Consider the following 17,029-nt stretch of genomic DNA (forward strand, 5'->3'; position numbering starts at 1 on the left):
TCGGTTTCATTTTCTCGCGAGCAATACCTCCCACAGTGCCGCTGGACCAGACAAGGGCCGACTGCAGCCGACCAACGGGCCGATACTCTGAATCCACCGAACAGCACCGGGTGGGTGAATCTACCTCTGCCGCAGACATTCCCAACGATAGCGGCTGCGCAGTACGGCGGCTAAGAGCTGAATAATACTGGCGCAAACGATTCGGCAGCCAGCGCTGGTTCCGTCAACAGACGCTGGACCGTCGGCAACCAGCACCCAGGCCCGAAAGCAGTGATGTATCACCTCAGTATCCTGGCATGGCGGACGGCTGCTAGTTTACACCGCGCCAGGCTCTATGCACTGGAGACGTCGTCTACCATTTCCAGGTCAGAATCTCGGCGAGATCCGCGAGGCAGTGTCCCTGGGGCAACGCTCACCGAAGGCCTGGCAGGCGAGCCTCGATCGCGCGAACGCCGTTGTCGTGATGGACCTTCGCCGGGTCCATCACCCAGATGTCATTCCTGTACGGCCTGAATCCAATGGACGCCCACACTCTTCGCACCCGCTCAAGTTCCTCGCCGAAGCGAGGATGCTGTTCCAAGTCAAGACGAGCGCTTTCGTCGAAGAGGACGATCGGATAGGGAATCGTGGCCACCACGCCTGTGTCGGTGGAGGTGAACAGTCCCAAAATGCGGCTGATCAGCACCCGACCGACACCCCCCGCGCCTCGCCAGGCCGGAGCGAGGTTCACGCGGTCGATCAGCACCACGCGGTTGCCGAATCCCTCGACCATCTCGAGCAGATCCGGATGCAGTTCATTGCCCGCGAAGACCGGACTGAAGGCCTCATAGTCCGCGGAAATGCTGTCGAGCTGTTCGACCACGTCGCCGACTAGCGTCCCCAAATCGACCAGGACACCAGACATCTGCAACACCGACCAACACGCGTAGTCCTGCTGCTGTTCATGCAGGGACAACGCTCGCCCCTTCGCGATGGCCGTGTCCCACCTGGGGGCATCCTCCCCCTCGGGGAAGTCTTGCTCGTCATAGTCTTCAGCGCCGACCGTGTAGCGGGCCGAACCAGACCATTGGATGACCCCGGGATCGGAGTCAGCCCGAACGATAGAACCGTTCAGTTCGACATCGACAGAGAACAACGCCCAGGACACCTGGTCCAGATCGACTCGTTCCATCGCACACCTCAGCTCGGTTCGGACGCGACGCTGACAGCGCAACGTCTCTAGATTCACATCGTAGTTCCAGCACCGAACCACGCGGGGCCGGTTTCGCTGGCCCTCGATACCAGCCACGCCGTACTGTCGCCGTCACCGAAGCATTCGATATCCCTTTTACTGCAGGCAGATTCGTCCGTAGGCTCGGCGACCAGGGGCTGGCCCTTTGCGCCTCGTCCCTTGGATGGACGGCGCCTTCCGAGGAGAAGAAGCAGTGATGGAGATCGGTCCGTACCGAGTGTTTGGCATCCATTCCGACAAGGTGGTGACCCCAAAGCGGGTCATTCTGGACACCAATGTCGCAATCGACATCGAGAAGTTCTTTTTCGGCACCGGCAAAGTCGATCGCGACGCCCTGCGACAACTGCTCCACCAGTTCCCTCTCGCAGTGCACCGCTCTCAAACGGTCGATGTTGTCTACGGATTTGCAGTCAATGAATCCTCCTGGACACGCACCGGGAAGCACGATCCCCGTCGCGCTCAATCGCTCGCGGTCGCGTGCGATCGGATGTTCTCCTGGACCGCCGCTGAGATCGACCGCGCCTTCGCCAATCGCCACCCACCGGTGAACCGAGACAAAGCTTGGCCGCGGCAATCCAGCGTCGTCGGTAAACCTCTGCTGACAGATCACCCTCTGCGCGCTGTGCTCGTGAGCTACGCGACGGTGCTACACATCTGCCACCTCGATCGAACTCGCGCTAAGTGGAAGCACCGAGGCATGCCGTGGGCGATCGAGCGATTGACGAGCTGGGCCGAGAATGAATTCGGCGCGCTCGGGTCCTATGAGATTGCCGCCGCCGTCCGATTGTTCTGCGGCAACTCCGACGAGATAAGAGCCTGTCGTCGCGTACTCAAGATCGGTGGAAACGAGACCCCAGACGCCATCGCCGATAAGGCGTGGAACGCAGCATGGGACTTCGTCCATGTCCGGCTCACAGACGGCCTCGGCCTAGGATTGGCAGATCGTCAGACGCCACCCCTGCCGACCTGCCTGGTCACCAGAGACATCGATCCAGCCAACATCCGGCTGTCGACCCGGACCGGGATCATCATCGACGGCGGGGGCTCTGATCAGATGGTGGGAGTATTGGCGGACTACGTTCCTTCCAAGAGCTCGGAGAAGCAGCGGGTAGCCAGCAGTTTGAAGATGGATCCAATGACGGCCTATCGACGAGCTCAACGCGACCCGATGGCAGTGTTCGACCAAGCAATCACCGAACTGGAACGCCTCGAGTCGGAGATGGGAGTGACATGTTCGACCGTCGCAGGGTTCCGCGCTTCGCAACGCCGCTAAATCTGCCTGTCGGACAACCGGCTCCCCAACGAGCACAGGGCCGTGGACCGAACTGCTGCAGCCCGATCAACGGGAGCCACTGTTGATTCGGGCTGCGTGCAATGCGGCGGTAGTCGTCGCTTCTCCCCCGGCTACCACGCCGGCCGGGAGGCGGTGAGCGGCTCTCCATACTTCTCAGAACCGGGACATTCATCGCTGACCGCTGCCCGGGCCGGCATGGCGCGCTCGCGCGATCCGTGGCCCAACGAGGCGCTCGGCCTCGGCGAAGGGGTACCAAGCGGCATCGGTCACCTCGGACTCTTGAATCTGTCCGATATCAGCGTGGACTGCGACGAAGCAGTACCCGAAGTCCAAATGATAATGGACTGGTTCACGTTTGAGTGGCCGAGCCGGAACCCGGCCGTACTCGACGTAGACGGGGTTCGGTGACGCTGGGACAACCCCCTCGGGGTCGATCCCGGTTTCCTCCGCCAGCTCGCGCACAGCCGCATCGAGCAGTGTGACGTCCGTTTGCTCGAGGTGGCCTCCTGGTTGCAACAGAATTCCTCCGTACGCCTTGTGGCGCACCAAAAGGACCTCGGCATGCTGCCGGGCCAGCAGTGCGCCGACAGTCACATGCATGGGGAAGGTTCGTCGCGAGGCGAAGTCTTGTCCGTTGCGCAGCAACCCTATTGGCTCGGATAGGTGTTCGACCTCGGCCTGATGGTTCTCCAAATAGGCGGCGAGCGTGCCCGAGATGTCGGAGTCAGTGATCGCCATTGGAACCCTTCGCCGAGGTGCCTGGGGTACGCGAACGGCCACACTCTACCGACCCGACCGCATCGGTACGCGGCCGCAGCAAGCCGGATCGCCAACGGCGCCAACGCTGATGAGTGGAAGCGCATCGGCACGGTCGCTGGGAAATTAGTCGCGGCGCCCAACGCACTGCTGGGTGCCAAGACCGCCCGTCAGGTCGCCCAAGGCAGGGCACTGGGGCGGTCACCGTCACCCTGCGCTGGCTGATCACCAGTGGGCTACGCCACCGCAACAGACACAGACTTCCACACCCAACCCTCGTGTACCACTGACCGACCAGTGACACGCCACCCTCCGACGAATACGGGCCTCCTAGGCTGCCTGACCACAGTTGACAGCACACCCGGCCAGCACCTCGGCGAGTGAACTGATGCGGCGCCTTCTAGGTGTACGGCGACCAGCGCGCACCATCATTTCGCTGGAAGCTGGTGAAGCGGTGGCGCCATTGCTCATACAGCGAAGGATTGGCGGACAGCACTGGCAGAACGCTCGTGACCAGTTGAAACTCTCGTAGGCGCCGCAGAATCGGGAACCCGCTCCACGCGGTCACGTCAACACCGTAAGTGTCGACGACCTGCCGGTGGAAGTTGGTGGCGTAGTCCATCCGAAGATGCCCGACGGCGACGGGGGCAAGGTCCCATTCACGAGGACCATATGCTGCGCCGTCGAAGTCGCAGATGACTGCGCCCGCACCGCTTTTGATCAGGTTGCCGGTGAACGCGTCGCCATGAATCGGTCCCAGGGGGAGCGTCGGCTCGATGGATGCGAGGCCCTCGGAAAGCTCCTCGATAGTGTCGAGCAGGAACTGATGGTCGGCTGGGCTGAGGACTTGCTCCTCCCGGACGCGCTGGACTATCGCCTGCAGAGGGTCCCACAAGGGCAGCGGGTCGGCGGGTGGCGGCAGCGCGTGAACGCGACGCAGGATCTTGCCCAGGTCGACGCCGTTGGGAGGAGATGTGGATGCCGCGGCGGGGATGACGGTGTGCCAGAAGGTGATGGTGTGCTCGTCCAGGTGAAGAGGTTGTGGGAGGTCGTCGACGAGCCGAACCGCCGGGACGTCATGTCGGGCCAGCCAGCGAGCGACGCTGATGACCTTGTCCACTCGTTGCCGGATGGCGGTCGAGCCGGATATCCGGACGGTGATCGGGCTCGTGGCGAGGTTGTACACCGCGTTGTTGGTGAATTTCGCCAGCGCCGCGCCGCTGGCGTCGAGGCCGACTTTCGCGCACGCCGACTCCAAGACGGTGCGGGTCCAGTCCGCTGTTTCGCCAGCCTGTCGCGAGGAAGGAACAGTCATACCGACTCCTGCAACGTGCGGATGGACCGTGCCAGATCTTGCAGGCCCGGTTCCGGAGCGGCCTCGAGGGCGAGGTCGTGTAGTGGTTTGAGTCGGTGGATGGTGCGCACGGACCGCACTGTAGATGCCGCGGCGACGGCTTGTCGTCCTGCCTGTAGTCCGAGTTCGGTTGCCCCCACGCGCAGATACGCGCATCCCAGGGCGGTGGATTCGAAGCATCGGCTGCGGGTCATCTCGGGCCCTCGCATGCTGATGGCGCGCGTGAGGTGGGCGATGCCTGCCTGTATGTCCGCGCTTGTCGGCGAGGGTTGAGCGGTCAGGGCGACGCCGAACGAGGCGTTGAGGTCGGCCTCGCCGAAGAACTGGATCCAGGCTTGGACGTTGTCGGGGGTCGAGCGGGTGAATTCGTCCTCGGCGCGGCCGAGGGAGCGTTGCATCTGCGCGCGGTCGTCGAGCAGTGCGTAGGCCCAGGCCTCGTTGGCGCACAGCATCGCCACGGTGAGTGGGCAACCGGCGTTCTGCGCCTCCAGCTGGCCGAGCTGGAAGAACTTCAGCGCCACTCGATACATCTCGGGATCGGGCCTGTTGTGGTGGCTCGCCTCTCCTCCGCGGTGCAGGTGCAGGCGGCCGGCGCGGTAGAGCACGTTGGCCGCCAGGGAGTGGTCGCCGACCTTGTGCGCGATCGTGTGGGCGCGTTGGAAGTGTTTGCGGGCCGATCGGTAGAGCCCGAGGTCGAAGCTGGTCCACGCGGCGAGGTTGTGCATGTCGGCGAGGGCCGAACGCAACTGCTGGTGGGTGCGTTCGCTGCCGTCGGAGTTGAGTAGTTGCTGGGACCAACGCACCTGGGCTGCGATGGCGTCGCGACAAGCGCCGCCGCCGAACTGATAGTCCAGGGTGCGCATGGCCGCGGTGAGCGAGGTCATGCGGTCGATATCGGTTTGCCCGATGCTGTTGGGCGCGGGCGCAGGTTCGGCGTCGGCGTCGAGGGGTTGCCACCAGATGGCGGCGGTGCCCTCGTCGGTGCCCATCGTGACGTTGGCCGCGTGGGACAGCAGTTGTTTGATCTGTTCGCGCTCGGTGGGATCGGCGGTGCAGGCCGCGGCCGCCTGGTCGAGCCTGTGGGCGAGTGGATCGTCGAACGCCAGCCCCATGTAGCCGCGCGAGATGCCCATCCCGTCGGCGATGCGCACCAGGACGTCCCAAGCTTGGATGCGGCGACCCTTGCGAATCACCTCGTAGACCTCGGACTGGTGTAGGCCGGTCATCCGCGCGATCTGGCGTTGGCCGATTCCGGCGCGCTGCAGCAGGTCGAAAACGACCTTGAGATCGCGAGCAGCCAGCGCCCGCCGCATCTGCGGTGACTCCCAGATCTCCGGCGCGATTTCACTTCGCTGCGGACTCACGCAACAGCTCCATCCCATTCAGTGGCCATCTGTTGTCGACCACGTTCCCAGGTCCTCGGTCAGATCACTGGGAAACGGTCGGTGCCAACGAAATTGACTAGCGCTACCTGTCATCGAAGTGACGAGTCGAGCCGACCGGCTCCGCCGCTTACCTGCGTCGGGCCAGCAGGTGAATCCTCGATGAACTAGCGAAAGCCACGGCTGGTCCGGATCGCTTCGCAGAGCACACGGTTCGAGCCAGTGCCTGCGGAGACGACACGGCCACCCGCGTCCGGAAGGCGGCATCCATGGTTCAGATCGTCTCGTGCACCCCACCAGTCACCCACGAAGTCGAGCCCGATCACGGAAGTCCCACCGCGGCAGACCAGGACCTGATCGGCAGTCGAGAAGCATCCTCACGAGTCGGTGTGCGTCCCATGCGCGTCGCGGTGGTAGGGCAGGGCTACGTCGGGCTTCCGCTGGCCCTGCATGCGGCAGCGACCGGTCACCATGTCATCGGATTCGACACCGACCGCACCAAGGTCGAGGACCTGAAATCAGGCCGCTCGCCGATCGAGGATGTCGCCGACAACGCACTGCAGTCGGCCCTGAGCGGCGGCAGGTACAGGCCGTCGTCGCGGCCGCGCGACCTGGTCGGGTTCGACATCGCGGTGATCGCCGTGCCCACGCCGCTGGCCGACGGAGCACCTGATCTGGCGTTCATCCGGGCAGCCGGGCGGTTGGTGGGTGTCCACCTGCGCGCGGGCGCGCTGGTGGTGCTCGAGTCCACGAGCTACCCAGGCACCACCCAGATCCTGGGCGACGTGCTCGAATCTGCATCAGGGTTGAAGCGCGGCGCCGACTTCGGGCTCGGTTTCAGCCCAGAGCGCATCGACCCGGGCAACCAGCAGTGGACCGTCGCGACGACACCCAAGGTCGTCTCCGGGATCGATGCGGTGTCCCTGGCCCGGGTCGCGGAGTTCTACACCGGCCTGGTCGATCGAGTCGTCCTGGTGGACCGGTGCGAAGAAGCCGAGCTGGCCAAACTTCTCGAGAACACCTTCCGGGCGGTCAACATCGCCGTGGTCAACGAGCTGGCCGAGATCGCGCGCCGCGCCGGCGTCGACTTCCGTCAGGCGCTGGCCGCGGCGGCGACCAAACCGTTCGGGTTCATGGCCTTCGACCCCGGGCCCGGCATCGGCGGGCACTGTCTGCCGGTCGACCCGATCTACCTGTCCTGGTGGGCCGAACAGCACACCGGCGGGCGATCCGCGCTGATCGACCTGGCCGCCCAGATCAACAACAACCGACCGGCCCAGGTCGTCGAACGGCTCGCCCTCGCCCTACGCGCCCGCGACCGTGACCTCGCCGGCGCGCAGATCCTGCTGCTGGGATTGGCATACAAACCGGGCAGCGGCGATGTCCGCGAGTCCCCCGCCGTCGAGGTCGCCCAACTACTCACCGCGCGCGGCGCCCGCGTCGTGGCCTGCGACCCGTTCGTGCTCGCGTCCGCGGCCGCCGGGATCACCCTGGTCGACGACCTGGCTCTCGAGCTGGCCGCCGCCGACGCGGCCGTGGTGCTGACCGATCACGACTGCTTCGACTACGACCGGATCGCCGCCGAGGCCGCGTTCGTCTTCGACTGCCGCGGCCGCGTCGCCGCGAGCTCGACCGTGGAGCAGCTGTGAAGGCGGGCCTGCGTATCACGGTGACCGGCGGCGCCGGATTCATCGGCTCGAATCTGGTTCACCAGCTCTTGCGGAACCCTGCGATCGGCGCGGTCACCGTCATCGACGACTGCTCTACCGGCACCGTCGAGCGCTTGGCTGCTGACCGAGCCGCGATCGACTTCCGTCTTGCCAGCATCCTGGACCCTGACGCGGTCACCGATGCGGTCGCCGGTGCCGACGCGGTCGTCCACCTCGCCGCGCTCGGATCGGTGCCACGCTCGATTCAGCACCCGCTGGCCAGCCACCACGCCAACGCCACTGGCACCCTGCAGGTCCTGGAGGCCTGCCGCCACGCCAACGGCCCGCTGCTGATCGCAGCGTCCTCGTCGTCGGTGTATGGAGCGAACCCTCGGCTGCCACGTGTGGAGGACTCCGCGACGATGCCGGTGAGTCCGTACGCGGTGACCAAGCTGGCGACCGAGGCCTACCTGGGCGCCTACCACGCCAGCTTCGGGCTCCCGGTCCTGCCGCTGCGGTTGTTCAACGTCTTCGGGCCCGGCCAGCGCGCCGGACATCCCTACGCAGCGGTCATTCCCCGGTTCATCGCCGCCATGCTGGCCGGAGAACCGATCGTGGTTCACGGTGACGGCACCCAGACCCGGGACTGGACCTTCGTCGACACGGTGTGCCAGGTGATCGGCGCCGCGATCGTCAACCGGGTGAGCAGTCCGTGGCCGGTGAATCTGGCCTTCGGCACCCAGCACTCGGTCCTCGAGGTCGCCACCGAGATCGCCGATCTCCTGGGCCGCGAACTCACCATCGAGCACACCGCGCCGCGCCCCGGCGACGTCGCCCACTCCCACGCCGATCCGGCGCGACTGCGCGCGCTGTTTCCCGCCGTTACCACCTGCGGGTTGCGCGAAGGCCTGGCGCGCACCATCGCCTGGCATCACGACCTGAGCGAGGAGAGTCGATGCACATCCTGATGTATCACCTGGTCGACGACGCGGTCACCGACTCGATGTCGGTGCCCCTCAACCGGTTCCGCGCCCAGATGCAACTGCTCGCCGAGCACTACACGGTACTGACCGAGACCGACCTGCACCGGATGCTCGCCGCCGGCGCGCGCCCACCATCCCGGTCGGTTCTGCTCACCTTCGACGACGGCTACACCAACACGATCACCACAGTCCTGCCGATCCTCGAGCAGCATGGGCTGCCCGCAGTCATGGCCGTGTGCGGCGGCTACCTCACCCCCGACCGGCCGCGATTCACACCCCATGTCGTCGATCTGATGGCGGACTTGGCCGGTGTGCGCCGATGGGTCGCGAGCGGGCGCAGCGTCGCCGCACACGGCTACACCCACCAACGCCTCACCACCGCAACGGACCTCGGGCTCGCCTGGCAAGTCCTGGGGGAACGGGAAACGCTCGCCGATCTGCTCGGCGCTCCACCGGCGATGTTCGTCTACCCCTACGGCGCCTACGACCTGCGCGTGCAGCGTGCCGTGGCGCGCGTCTACCCGCTGGCGATGGCGACCGACGAGCACCACCGTGTCGACATCGGCCACCCCTACAGCCTGCCGCGCATCCAGGTCGACCCGAGCTGGAGCCTGTCCGCGTTCCAGGCCGCGCTCGATGCCGACACCGACCCGGCGACCGCCCAGTACAACGCCCGACGAGTCGACATCGCCGCCGGCCGATCCTCAGGAGTATCGCGATGACCCTCCACCCGCGCACTGTCGCGCTGTACTGGCACAACGGCAGGTCTCTCGGCCATACCTCCGGAGCGGCGAAAGTCGCACAGCACCTGCTGCGCTCGCCGCAGATGTACTCGATCGCCGGGATCACCGGCGCCTACCGCGGCCTGGACCTGCTGCCAGACCAGGTCGACCTGGTCAAGATCCCCTCGTTCGCCAACTTCGACGACCCGAGCGGATGGAACCTGCGCCCGCGCCTGGCCATCAGCGAAACGACCCTGCACCAGGCTCGCGCCGACCTGATCACCACGTTCCTGCGGCACTACCGGCCCGATGTCTTGATCAGCGACCACATCCCGCGCGGAACCGATGACGAGCTGGTGCCCGCACTCGAAGCGCGCTACCCCACCCATGCCGTGCTGAGCCTGCGCGGGGTGCTGTTCGACCGAGACAAGACCATGCGCAAGTACTTCGGCCCTCAGCACCGGGGCCCGTGGGTGCTCGATCACTACTGCCAGTTCAACGTCCACATCCACCCCGAGGTCTTCGACCTCGCCGAGTACTACCGGCTCACCGGCGAAGCCGCACAACGGCTGCATTACACCGGCTACCTGGCCGAACCGGTCCCCTACACCCGCGACCAGGCCCGCACCCGACTCGGCATCGACGCCGAGGAGCGGTTGGTGGTCGCGGCCATGGGCGGCGGCCAGGGCGCAGGCGAGCTGTGGCAAGCGCTCTCGCGGGCACTGACCACCCGCCGTCACGCGTTCGATCGGGCACTGCTGGTCACCGGCCCCTACCTGGAACCGGCGGATCTACGTGCACTGCAACAGTATTGGGCTGACGACGACACGGTCGAGGTCCGCGCCTACGAGCCGGATCTGAAGCCGTGGATGCGGGCCGCGGACCTGTTCATCGGCGCCGCGGGCGCGAACATGCTCGGCGAAGTCCTTGCCACGGCCGCGAACACGATCGCGATCCCGCGCCAGATCCGGGAGGTCGAACAGCAGGTCCACTCCCAGCGGCTGCACCAGCTCGGCATCCTGCGCAAAATCGGTCTCGCCGAGGCGCTGGCCGGGGCGCTCGACACCGAAGTCGCCCGCGCCCTGGCCGATCCGCTCATCGCCGACGGCACCCGTTACCTGTGGGACGGCGGCTCCTATGACCGTCACCTACCCGGCACCGAGACCGGGACGCGATGCGCCTGCGTGAGCGCGCCTCGGCACGCGCCGATGGTGCAGGCATGAAGCCGCCCGGCTGCCTGATCGTGCGGTCGACCAACCTGCTGCTGGCCGACCCCACACACGCCGCCCACGGACAGATCGCGATCTGCGAAGGGACCATCGCGGCCGACCCGACCGGGTGCGGCCACCGCCCGCGCGTGCTCGACACCGCCAGCGACCTGGTCGGGCCCGGCCTGGTCGACCTGCACCTGCACGGTGCCCGCGGGCACGACTTCACCGAATCCGACCCGGCCGCCTGGCACCACATCCTCGCCGCTCATCTGCGCGCCGGAACGACCACCGCGCTAGCGACTTTGGCCAGCACGTCTGCCGCGGCCACTGCCGCGGCGCTGGCCACAGCGACCGATCTGCTCACCGCTGAGCGAGCGCCGACCCTGGCCGGTGTGCACCTGGAAGGCCCCTGCCTGGCCGCCGACCAGCGCGGAGCCCACGATCCGGCTCACCTGCGGACTCCTGGCCAGCTACTCGCCGAGCTGACGCCGCTACCGCCGTTCCTGCAGATGGTGACCCTCGCACCCGAGCTACCCGGCGCCGACATGCTGATCTCCTACCTCGTCGACCACGGTGTGCGGGTCTCGGTCGGTCACAGCCAGGCCACCCCGGCTCAGCTGCAGACCGCCCGGAACCGGGGCGCGACGCACCTCGCGCACCTGTGGAGCGGGCAATCCGCGCTCACCAGGCCCGGCGTGCACCGGATCCCCGGCCTGCTCGAGGCCTCGCTGGCCTCCGACGAGTTCACCGCCGAACTCATCGCCGACGGCCACCACCTACCCGCCGAGCTGCTGACCATCGCCCTGCGCTGCCTCGGCCCGGACCGGCTGTGCCTGGTCTCGGACGCGACCGCCGGAATGGGGCTGCGGTCAGGACATACCTTCCACACCGGCGCCGCGACCGGACGCGTACACGACGGCTACGCCACCACAACCACGGCGAACAGCCTGTGCGGCAGCGTCGTCGCACTGTCGAGCACACTGCCGCGGATGCGGGCGCTGACCGGCGCCTCAGTCGGTGATGTCCTCACAATGGCCACCGCGACACCAGCCAAGGTCTTGGGCCGCTACCCACGGATCGGGACACTGCTGCCGGGTGCCCGCGCGAACCTCACCGTCTGGAATGCCGAGCTGACCTTGGCCTCGGTGGTGCTCGACGGCCGGCTCGTCCGCAACGATGCGGACTGCCCGCACGGAGAACACTGATGCGAGTCGTATTGATCGGCGCCGGAGCTCGCGCCCGAAAGCTGTACTTGCCGTGGCTCAACGGTGACCTCGGCCCGCAGGTCGCCGAAGCGGAACTGGTCGCCGTGATCGACCGGGACCGGCATGCCCTCCACCATGCCGCTCATCGATTCGCGGGCAGTATCGCCGCACCCGACGACCTCGACCGGGTCCTCGGCAACACCGACCCCGACCTGGTGGTCATCGCGACACCGGATGCCGAGCACCGCCACGTCGCCGAGCGAGCCCTCGCCGCACGGTGCGCGGTGCTGGTGGAGAAGCCGCTGGCGACCACCGCCGCCGACGCCTTCGCCCTCGTAAAGGCCGCCCAGCAGACCCGGACGACTCTGCTCGTCGCGCACAATCTGCGCTTCACCAACGTCCACACCCAGGTCCACCAGATGCTCGCCGACGGTCTGATCGGCACGGTCGCCGACGCCGAATTCCACTACCGGCTCAACGCTTCTCATTCGGCCAGCTACTTCCAGCGCTGGCACCGCCGCCGCGCCGCGTCGGGTGGCCTCGAGGTCACCAAGGCCTGCCACCACCTCGACCTGATCGCCTGGTGGCTGCACGCATACCCGTGCACCGTTACTGCGACCCTGCAACACCGCCACTACCAGCCAGGCAGCTCACAGTGGCTGCCCGGCACCGATATCCACGACACGATCGCCGCCGAGATCGCCTACGACACCGGCGTGCACGCGCGCTACACGCTCACCACCAACGCTGACGACGAGGGCTACACCTGCCACCTGTTCGGCACGACAGGCACCCTCACGATCCACTACGACGCCCACACCGGCCCCCACCTGGTCTACCTGCACCCTCGCACCGGCCCCAGCACCCGCTACGAGATCGCGCGCGAACCAGGCACCCACGCTGGCGCCGACACCGCGATGCTGGCCGCCCTGCCCGTCGCCCTGGCCGATCAGCACCGCACACCCTTCGCCACCGCGGCCGCCGCAGCGTGCGCAGTCGCCACCGGCGCCACCATCCACCCCGCCAGCCTCTCCCACCAGGCCCTGCCCATTCCAGATCCCACGACGTTCGGAGCATCGAGATGACCACCACGCTGGCTCGCACACCCAACGGCCTGACTCTGACACGACATCTGCTCACCGAGGCCGAGCAGCTCACCATCGAGGCCCGCCCCGACCAGGAGACCGCGCTGATCCTGATCGCCGGCCACCTCACCACCCGAAGCGGGGACGACACCCACACCGCCGAGCGCGCCGACCCCTTCACCGCGCCCGCCACCGGCTGGTACTTGCCCGCCGATACCGCGGCAACGATCACTGCCGGACCAGAGGGCGCCGACCTGGTCCAGGTCCAAGCCCCGCTCCGTGACAACCGCACCACCGGACCGGCCGCCTCCCGCGTCACCGCCGTGGCACCGGAGACGCGCGGACACGGCAGCTGGGAACGTGAGGTCACCACGCTGCTGGCGCCGCCCCGAACCTCCGGATTGCTGCTCGGCGAGACCATCGCCCGCGACGGCCGCTGGTCGACCTACCCGCCGCATCGCCACTCGATTAGCGACCCTCCCCGCGAAACCGCGCTGCAGGAGGCCTTCGCGTTCCGGGTCCGCCCCGCCACCGGCTTCGGTGTGGTGCTCACATACGACGACACCGTCGCCGACGCCCGCTGCACCGTCGTCACCGGCACCAGCCTCACCACGGTCACCCACGGCTACCACGCCATCGCCGCGGCCGGCGGTCACGACCTCTACTACCTGTGGGCCGCCCACGGCGAGATCGACGACCACTTCGCCCTTCACACCGACCCCGCCCACGCCTGGCTGCTCGACACCTGAACGCGATCGCGCGCGAGGCCACCCATGAACTCCGATCCGACCCCATCCGATACCTGAGGAAGGCACACCATGTCCACCACCGAATCGCGCGGCCTGGCCGTCGTCACCGGCGCGAGCGTCGGCATCGGCGCGGCCACCGCACACGCCCTCCACACCGCCGGCTACACCGTGCTGGCGGCATCACGCCGCCTGAGCACCGAGGCTCCCACTGCCACCGGCATCGCCCACCATCACCTCGATGTCACCGACGCCGAATCCGTCGCCGACCTCGCCCGCACCGTCGCCGAGCACCCGCTGCCGTTGACCTTGCTGGTCAACAACGCCGGGATCCCCACGCCCGCAGCCACCATCGCCGACAGCGACGTCGCAGACTGGCACGCCACCTACGACACCAACGTCGTCGGCAGCCTGCGAACCACCCAGGCCCTGCTCCCGCAGCTCATCGACAACCACGGCCACATCGTGTTCCTCGGCTCCACGGTCGGCCGCGTCGCCTACGAACGCGGCGCCGCCTACGCCGCCAGCAAGCACGCCCTCACCGCGATGGTGGGAACCCTGCGCTTGGAACTCAACGGCGAACCCGTCCGGATCACCGAAGTCGCCCCCGGCATGATGCGCGGCGACGAACGTGGCGGCGAGTTCATGCGCGCCCGATTCGACAACGACCAAGCCGCCATCGACGCCGTCTACCACGGCGTCGAGAACCCGCTGGTTCCCGCCGACATCGCCGAGATCATCGTCTGGTGCGCCACCCGGCCCCCGCACGTCGACATCGACCTGCTCGAGGTCCGCCCCCTGGCCCAGGCCGCCCAGCACAAGGTCCACCGCACCGCCTGATCACCCTGGCTGGGCCTGCCCGCGGCGGCGGGCCCAGCCCCTCATCAAGGAGAATCGCGATGTCCACCAACCGGATCGTCCTGATCCTGCGCCACTTCACCGTCGGCGGCCTGGAACGGGTCCTGCTCTCACACGCCCGCGTCCTGCTCGATGCCGGATATGAGGTCACCGTTTGCGTGCTCGACCCCGGCCGCGACAACGCCCTCGTCGCTGAACTCCCCGTCGCTGCCGAGCTGGTCGTCGCACCACGAAACCGGCTGCGCCGCAATCTGTTCCTTGCCGCGCTGGTCCGCGACAAGGTCGTGGTGCTCGAATTCGGCGACGGTCGGCTCTATCCGGCGATCCGGCCCGCCCTGCGCCGGGCGCGCACCGTCGTCCGGTTCTGCCACTCCGACTACTCCCACCTGCGCAGCCGCGGCAAGAACCTGCTCGACCGTGTCCTTTCCCTCGGCGAAGACCACATCGTCGCCGTCGGCGGCCGCTCGACCCGGTTCCTCCTCGACGACGTCGGCATCCCGGCCGCCAAGGTCACCACCTTGACCAACGCGACCGAGCCCCGCACCGGCGCTGTCACGCCGCCGAGCGCGGCCTGGGCGCAGGACCGCTATGTCGTTGCCGTGCAGAGCCTCTACCCACACAAGGGCCACGACAGCCTCCTGCGCGCCTTCGCCCGCGCGCTCGCCGACACCACGACCTCTGCCCGCCTGGTCATCATCGGCGACGGCGATCAGACCATCGCGCTACGCCAGCTCGCCGCGAAACTCGACATCGCCGATCGCGTCGTCTGGCTCGGTGCGGTCTGGCAGCGCGACCTCGTCGACAGCGTGCTCGCCGGCGCGGCTGGGTTCGTCTCGATGAGCCGCTTCGAAGGCGTGCCCATCTCAGTTCTCGAAGCCCGCCAGCACAGCCTGCCGCTCATCCTGACCGACATCCCCGGCCACCGTGACGGCGCGGGCGGCCGCGGGCCAGCCCAGTTCGTCCCCGTCGACGATATCGTCGCGTGCGCCTCCCACATCCGCGAACTGCTCACCGCCACCGACTCCGACGCGGCGGCCCATCGCCCGGATCGCGACGCGCTCGCTCTCGAATGGGACACCTACCGCGACCAGTTTCTGGGCCTCATCGAACAGGCCGCCGGAACGAAAATGCCTGTTCAAGTGCTGCAAGGTTCCGTATCCTTGTGACTCTGCCGCTACGCGCGCCCGCGCCATCGAAACCCCGAATCGATCCGCGCCCCAAGCTGTAATCTGCCCCCGCCCGGCCTGACCATGCCGGAACCCAACCCGTGAGGAAGCCGTGCCACCAACCACGTTCTCCGACCTCAGCCACAGCGACCAGCTCGGTGTTCTCGACGGTCTGACCCGCGCCGCCCTGCCGATCCACTACGGCATCCCGGCCACCGCCGAGCTCGAGCTCCAGCAGTACGAGGACAACGCCGTCTGGCGGGTCACCCCAATCAGGAGCGAGACCTCCTACGTCGCGCGCCTGTCCATCCGCGACGGTCGACCCGCCGACCAGCAACGCAGCGAAATGGCCTGGCTCGAAAGCCTCGCCGCATCCGGCGGCGTCGCAGTCCCCGGACCAGTGACCACGTCCAGCGGCGATCACGTCGTGCCAGTCACCGTTCCCGGCCACGACCAGCCCGCCACCCTCGCGCTGCTGCACTGGGTACCTGGCACCGCCGAACCGCCGTATCAGCAGCCCGGGGTCGCCGCGCAGATGGGCGCGGCCACCGCGCACCTGCACCGCAACGCCGCCACCGTCGACATCCCCGCCTTCGACCGGCCGACATGGGATTACGAAACCATCCTGCTCAAAGGCGCGGCGCTGACCGACCCCGACGCCACCGTGAACCTCGGAGACCACGGCCGCGAGACCCTGCGCGCCGTCGCTGACCGGGTAACCCAGGCGCTCGCGACCGACCCGTCAGAGCACACACGGATCCACGGTGACCTGCACCGCGAGAACATGATCGCGCTGCCGAACGGCGGCGTCGGGGTCATCGACTTCGACGACTGCGGATGGGGAAGCCCGATCCTCGACATCGCGACCGTGCTCTCCTCGATCCACCGGATCGCCCACACCACTCCCGGCGCCTACGAGAAGTTCACTCGGGACTTCCTCGACGGCTATGCCGGGATCTTCCCACTGCCCGACGAGCTCGACGACCTGCTTGAGCCCTACCTGGTCCTGCGGGACTGCTTCGTGCTGAACTTTGTCAGTGGCGCTCTGTCCAACGCGTCCGTCGCAGAGTGGGGACACGACCGGATCGCCGGAATCATCGCCAACATGGACGCCTATCTCGGTGGCCAGTCCTATCCCGGCACAACCAGCTGAAGGCTCAGAGATGACGACTGGCCGATCTTGGGACTCTAAGGAGTTGGCCCGGTATATCGAAACTCCCCCGCCGCGGCGGCCATGGTGGGGTGGTGGCTGGTCTCGGCGAGTTCGTCGCGTCGAGCAATCCAGTCGGTCATGGTAAGCACAGACCGCAACACCTCGGGTACATGCTCGATTTCGGCTGGAGCGCAGGTGGATTCACCGCTGAGTCGGCTCTCGAGCCGACTCAGC

At 67.3% G+C, this 17,029-nt stretch carries 15 protein-coding genes; 11 read left to right on the plus strand and 4 right to left on the minus strand.

Features of this window, described 5'->3' with window-relative positions; translation table 11 throughout:
* Nucleotides 1-412 precede the first annotated feature (412 nt).
* A complete protein-coding gene (locus Q7X29_RS23485; protein ID WP_280302090.1) occupies nucleotides 413-1,171 on the minus strand; it encodes a hypothetical protein in 759 nt (252 codons plus the stop codon).
* 253 nt (nucleotides 1,172-1,424) lie between these two features.
* Between Q7X29_RS23485 and Q7X29_RS23490 the strand changes: the two genes are divergently transcribed.
* Nucleotides 1,425-2,504, plus strand: a complete 1,080-nt coding sequence (locus Q7X29_RS23490) for a hypothetical protein (protein WP_316575419.1) — start codon at nucleotides 1,425-1,427, stop codon at nucleotides 2,502-2,504.
* A gap of 189 nt (nucleotides 2,505-2,693) precedes the next feature.
* Here the strand turns inward: Q7X29_RS23490 and Q7X29_RS23495 are convergent, their stop codons facing one another.
* From Q7X29_RS23495 to Q7X29_RS23505, 3 genes are all read right to left on the minus strand, one after another.
* Nucleotides 2,694-3,263, minus strand: coding sequence for an NUDIX hydrolase (locus tag Q7X29_RS23495; RefSeq protein WP_280302093.1), 570 nt, complete (start codon nucleotides 3,261-3,263; stop codon nucleotides 2,694-2,696).
* Nucleotides 3,264-3,681: 418 nt separating this feature from the next.
* On the minus strand, nucleotides 3,682-4,596 hold the full coding sequence (locus Q7X29_RS23500) for a phosphotransferase family protein (protein WP_280302095.1): 915 nt from the start codon (nucleotides 4,594-4,596) through the stop codon (nucleotides 3,682-3,684).
* Complete coding sequence (locus Q7X29_RS23505; RefSeq protein ID WP_280302097.1) at nucleotides 4,593-5,999, minus strand: helix-turn-helix domain-containing protein; 1,407 nt, start codon at nucleotides 5,997-5,999, stop codon at nucleotides 4,593-4,595. Before Q7X29_RS23505 ends, Q7X29_RS23500 begins: the two co-directional genes overlap by 4 nt.
* A 416-nt stretch (nucleotides 6,000-6,415) precedes the next feature.
* On the opposite strand from Q7X29_RS23505, the gene Q7X29_RS23510 reads away from it, so the two are divergent.
* From Q7X29_RS23510 to Q7X29_RS23555, 10 genes are all read left to right on the plus strand, one after another.
* Nucleotides 6,416-7,666: a nucleotide sugar dehydrogenase gene (locus Q7X29_RS23510; RefSeq protein ID WP_280302139.1), complete on the plus strand. Its 1,251-nt coding sequence runs from the start codon at nucleotides 6,416-6,418 to the stop codon at nucleotides 7,664-7,666.
* On the plus strand, nucleotides 7,663-8,634 hold the full coding sequence (locus tag Q7X29_RS23515; RefSeq protein WP_280302099.1) for an NAD-dependent epimerase/dehydratase family protein: 972 nt from the start codon (nucleotides 7,663-7,665) through the stop codon (nucleotides 8,632-8,634). The genes Q7X29_RS23510 and Q7X29_RS23515 overlap by 4 nt, the downstream gene beginning before the upstream one ends.
* Nucleotides 8,622-9,371 carry a polysaccharide deacetylase family protein gene (locus tag Q7X29_RS23520; RefSeq protein WP_280302101.1) on the plus strand — a complete coding sequence of 250 codons (750 nt, stop codon included), beginning with the start codon at nucleotides 8,622-8,624 and terminating at the stop codon, nucleotides 9,369-9,371. The genes Q7X29_RS23515 and Q7X29_RS23520 overlap by 13 nt, the downstream gene beginning before the upstream one ends.
* Nucleotides 9,368-10,594 carry a glycosyltransferase family protein gene (locus Q7X29_RS23525; protein ID WP_280302103.1) on the plus strand — a complete coding sequence of 409 codons (1,227 nt, stop codon included), beginning with the start codon at nucleotides 9,368-9,370 and terminating at the stop codon, nucleotides 10,592-10,594. The genes Q7X29_RS23520 and Q7X29_RS23525 overlap by 4 nt, the downstream gene beginning before the upstream one ends.
* Nucleotides 10,591-11,787 (plus strand): N-acetylglucosamine-6-phosphate deacetylase, encoded by a 1,197-nt coding sequence (locus tag Q7X29_RS23530; RefSeq protein ID WP_280302105.1) that lies wholly within the window; start codon nucleotides 10,591-10,593, stop codon nucleotides 11,785-11,787. The genes Q7X29_RS23525 and Q7X29_RS23530 overlap by 4 nt, the downstream gene beginning before the upstream one ends.
* A complete protein-coding gene (locus tag Q7X29_RS23535; protein WP_280302107.1) occupies nucleotides 11,787-12,872 on the plus strand; it encodes a Gfo/Idh/MocA family protein in 1,086 nt (361 codons plus the stop codon). The genes Q7X29_RS23530 and Q7X29_RS23535 overlap by 1 nt, the downstream gene beginning before the upstream one ends.
* Entirely contained in the window at nucleotides 12,869-13,621 is a 753-nt protein-coding gene (locus Q7X29_RS23540) for a 5-deoxy-glucuronate isomerase (RefSeq protein ID WP_280302109.1), read from the plus strand. The genes Q7X29_RS23535 and Q7X29_RS23540 overlap by 4 nt, the downstream gene beginning before the upstream one ends.
* Nucleotides 13,622-13,690: 69 nt before the next feature.
* Nucleotides 13,691-14,458, plus strand: coding sequence for an SDR family oxidoreductase (locus tag Q7X29_RS23545; RefSeq protein ID WP_280302111.1), 768 nt, complete (start codon nucleotides 13,691-13,693; stop codon nucleotides 14,456-14,458).
* A 59-nt stretch (nucleotides 14,459-14,517) separates the two neighbouring features.
* Nucleotides 14,518-15,642, plus strand: coding sequence for a glycosyltransferase (locus Q7X29_RS23550; protein WP_280302113.1), 1,125 nt, complete (start codon nucleotides 14,518-14,520; stop codon nucleotides 15,640-15,642).
* 112 nt (nucleotides 15,643-15,754) lie between these two features.
* Nucleotides 15,755-16,795 (plus strand): phosphotransferase enzyme family protein, encoded by a 1,041-nt coding sequence (locus Q7X29_RS23555; protein ID WP_280302115.1) that lies wholly within the window; start codon nucleotides 15,755-15,757, stop codon nucleotides 16,793-16,795.
* The last annotated feature ends 234 nt before the right edge of the window (nucleotides 16,796-17,029 follow it).

This window comes from Nocardia canadensis, assembly GCF_032656385.1.
Classification (GTDB): Bacteria; Actinomycetota; Actinomycetes; order Mycobacteriales; family Mycobacteriaceae; genus Nocardia; species Nocardia canadensis.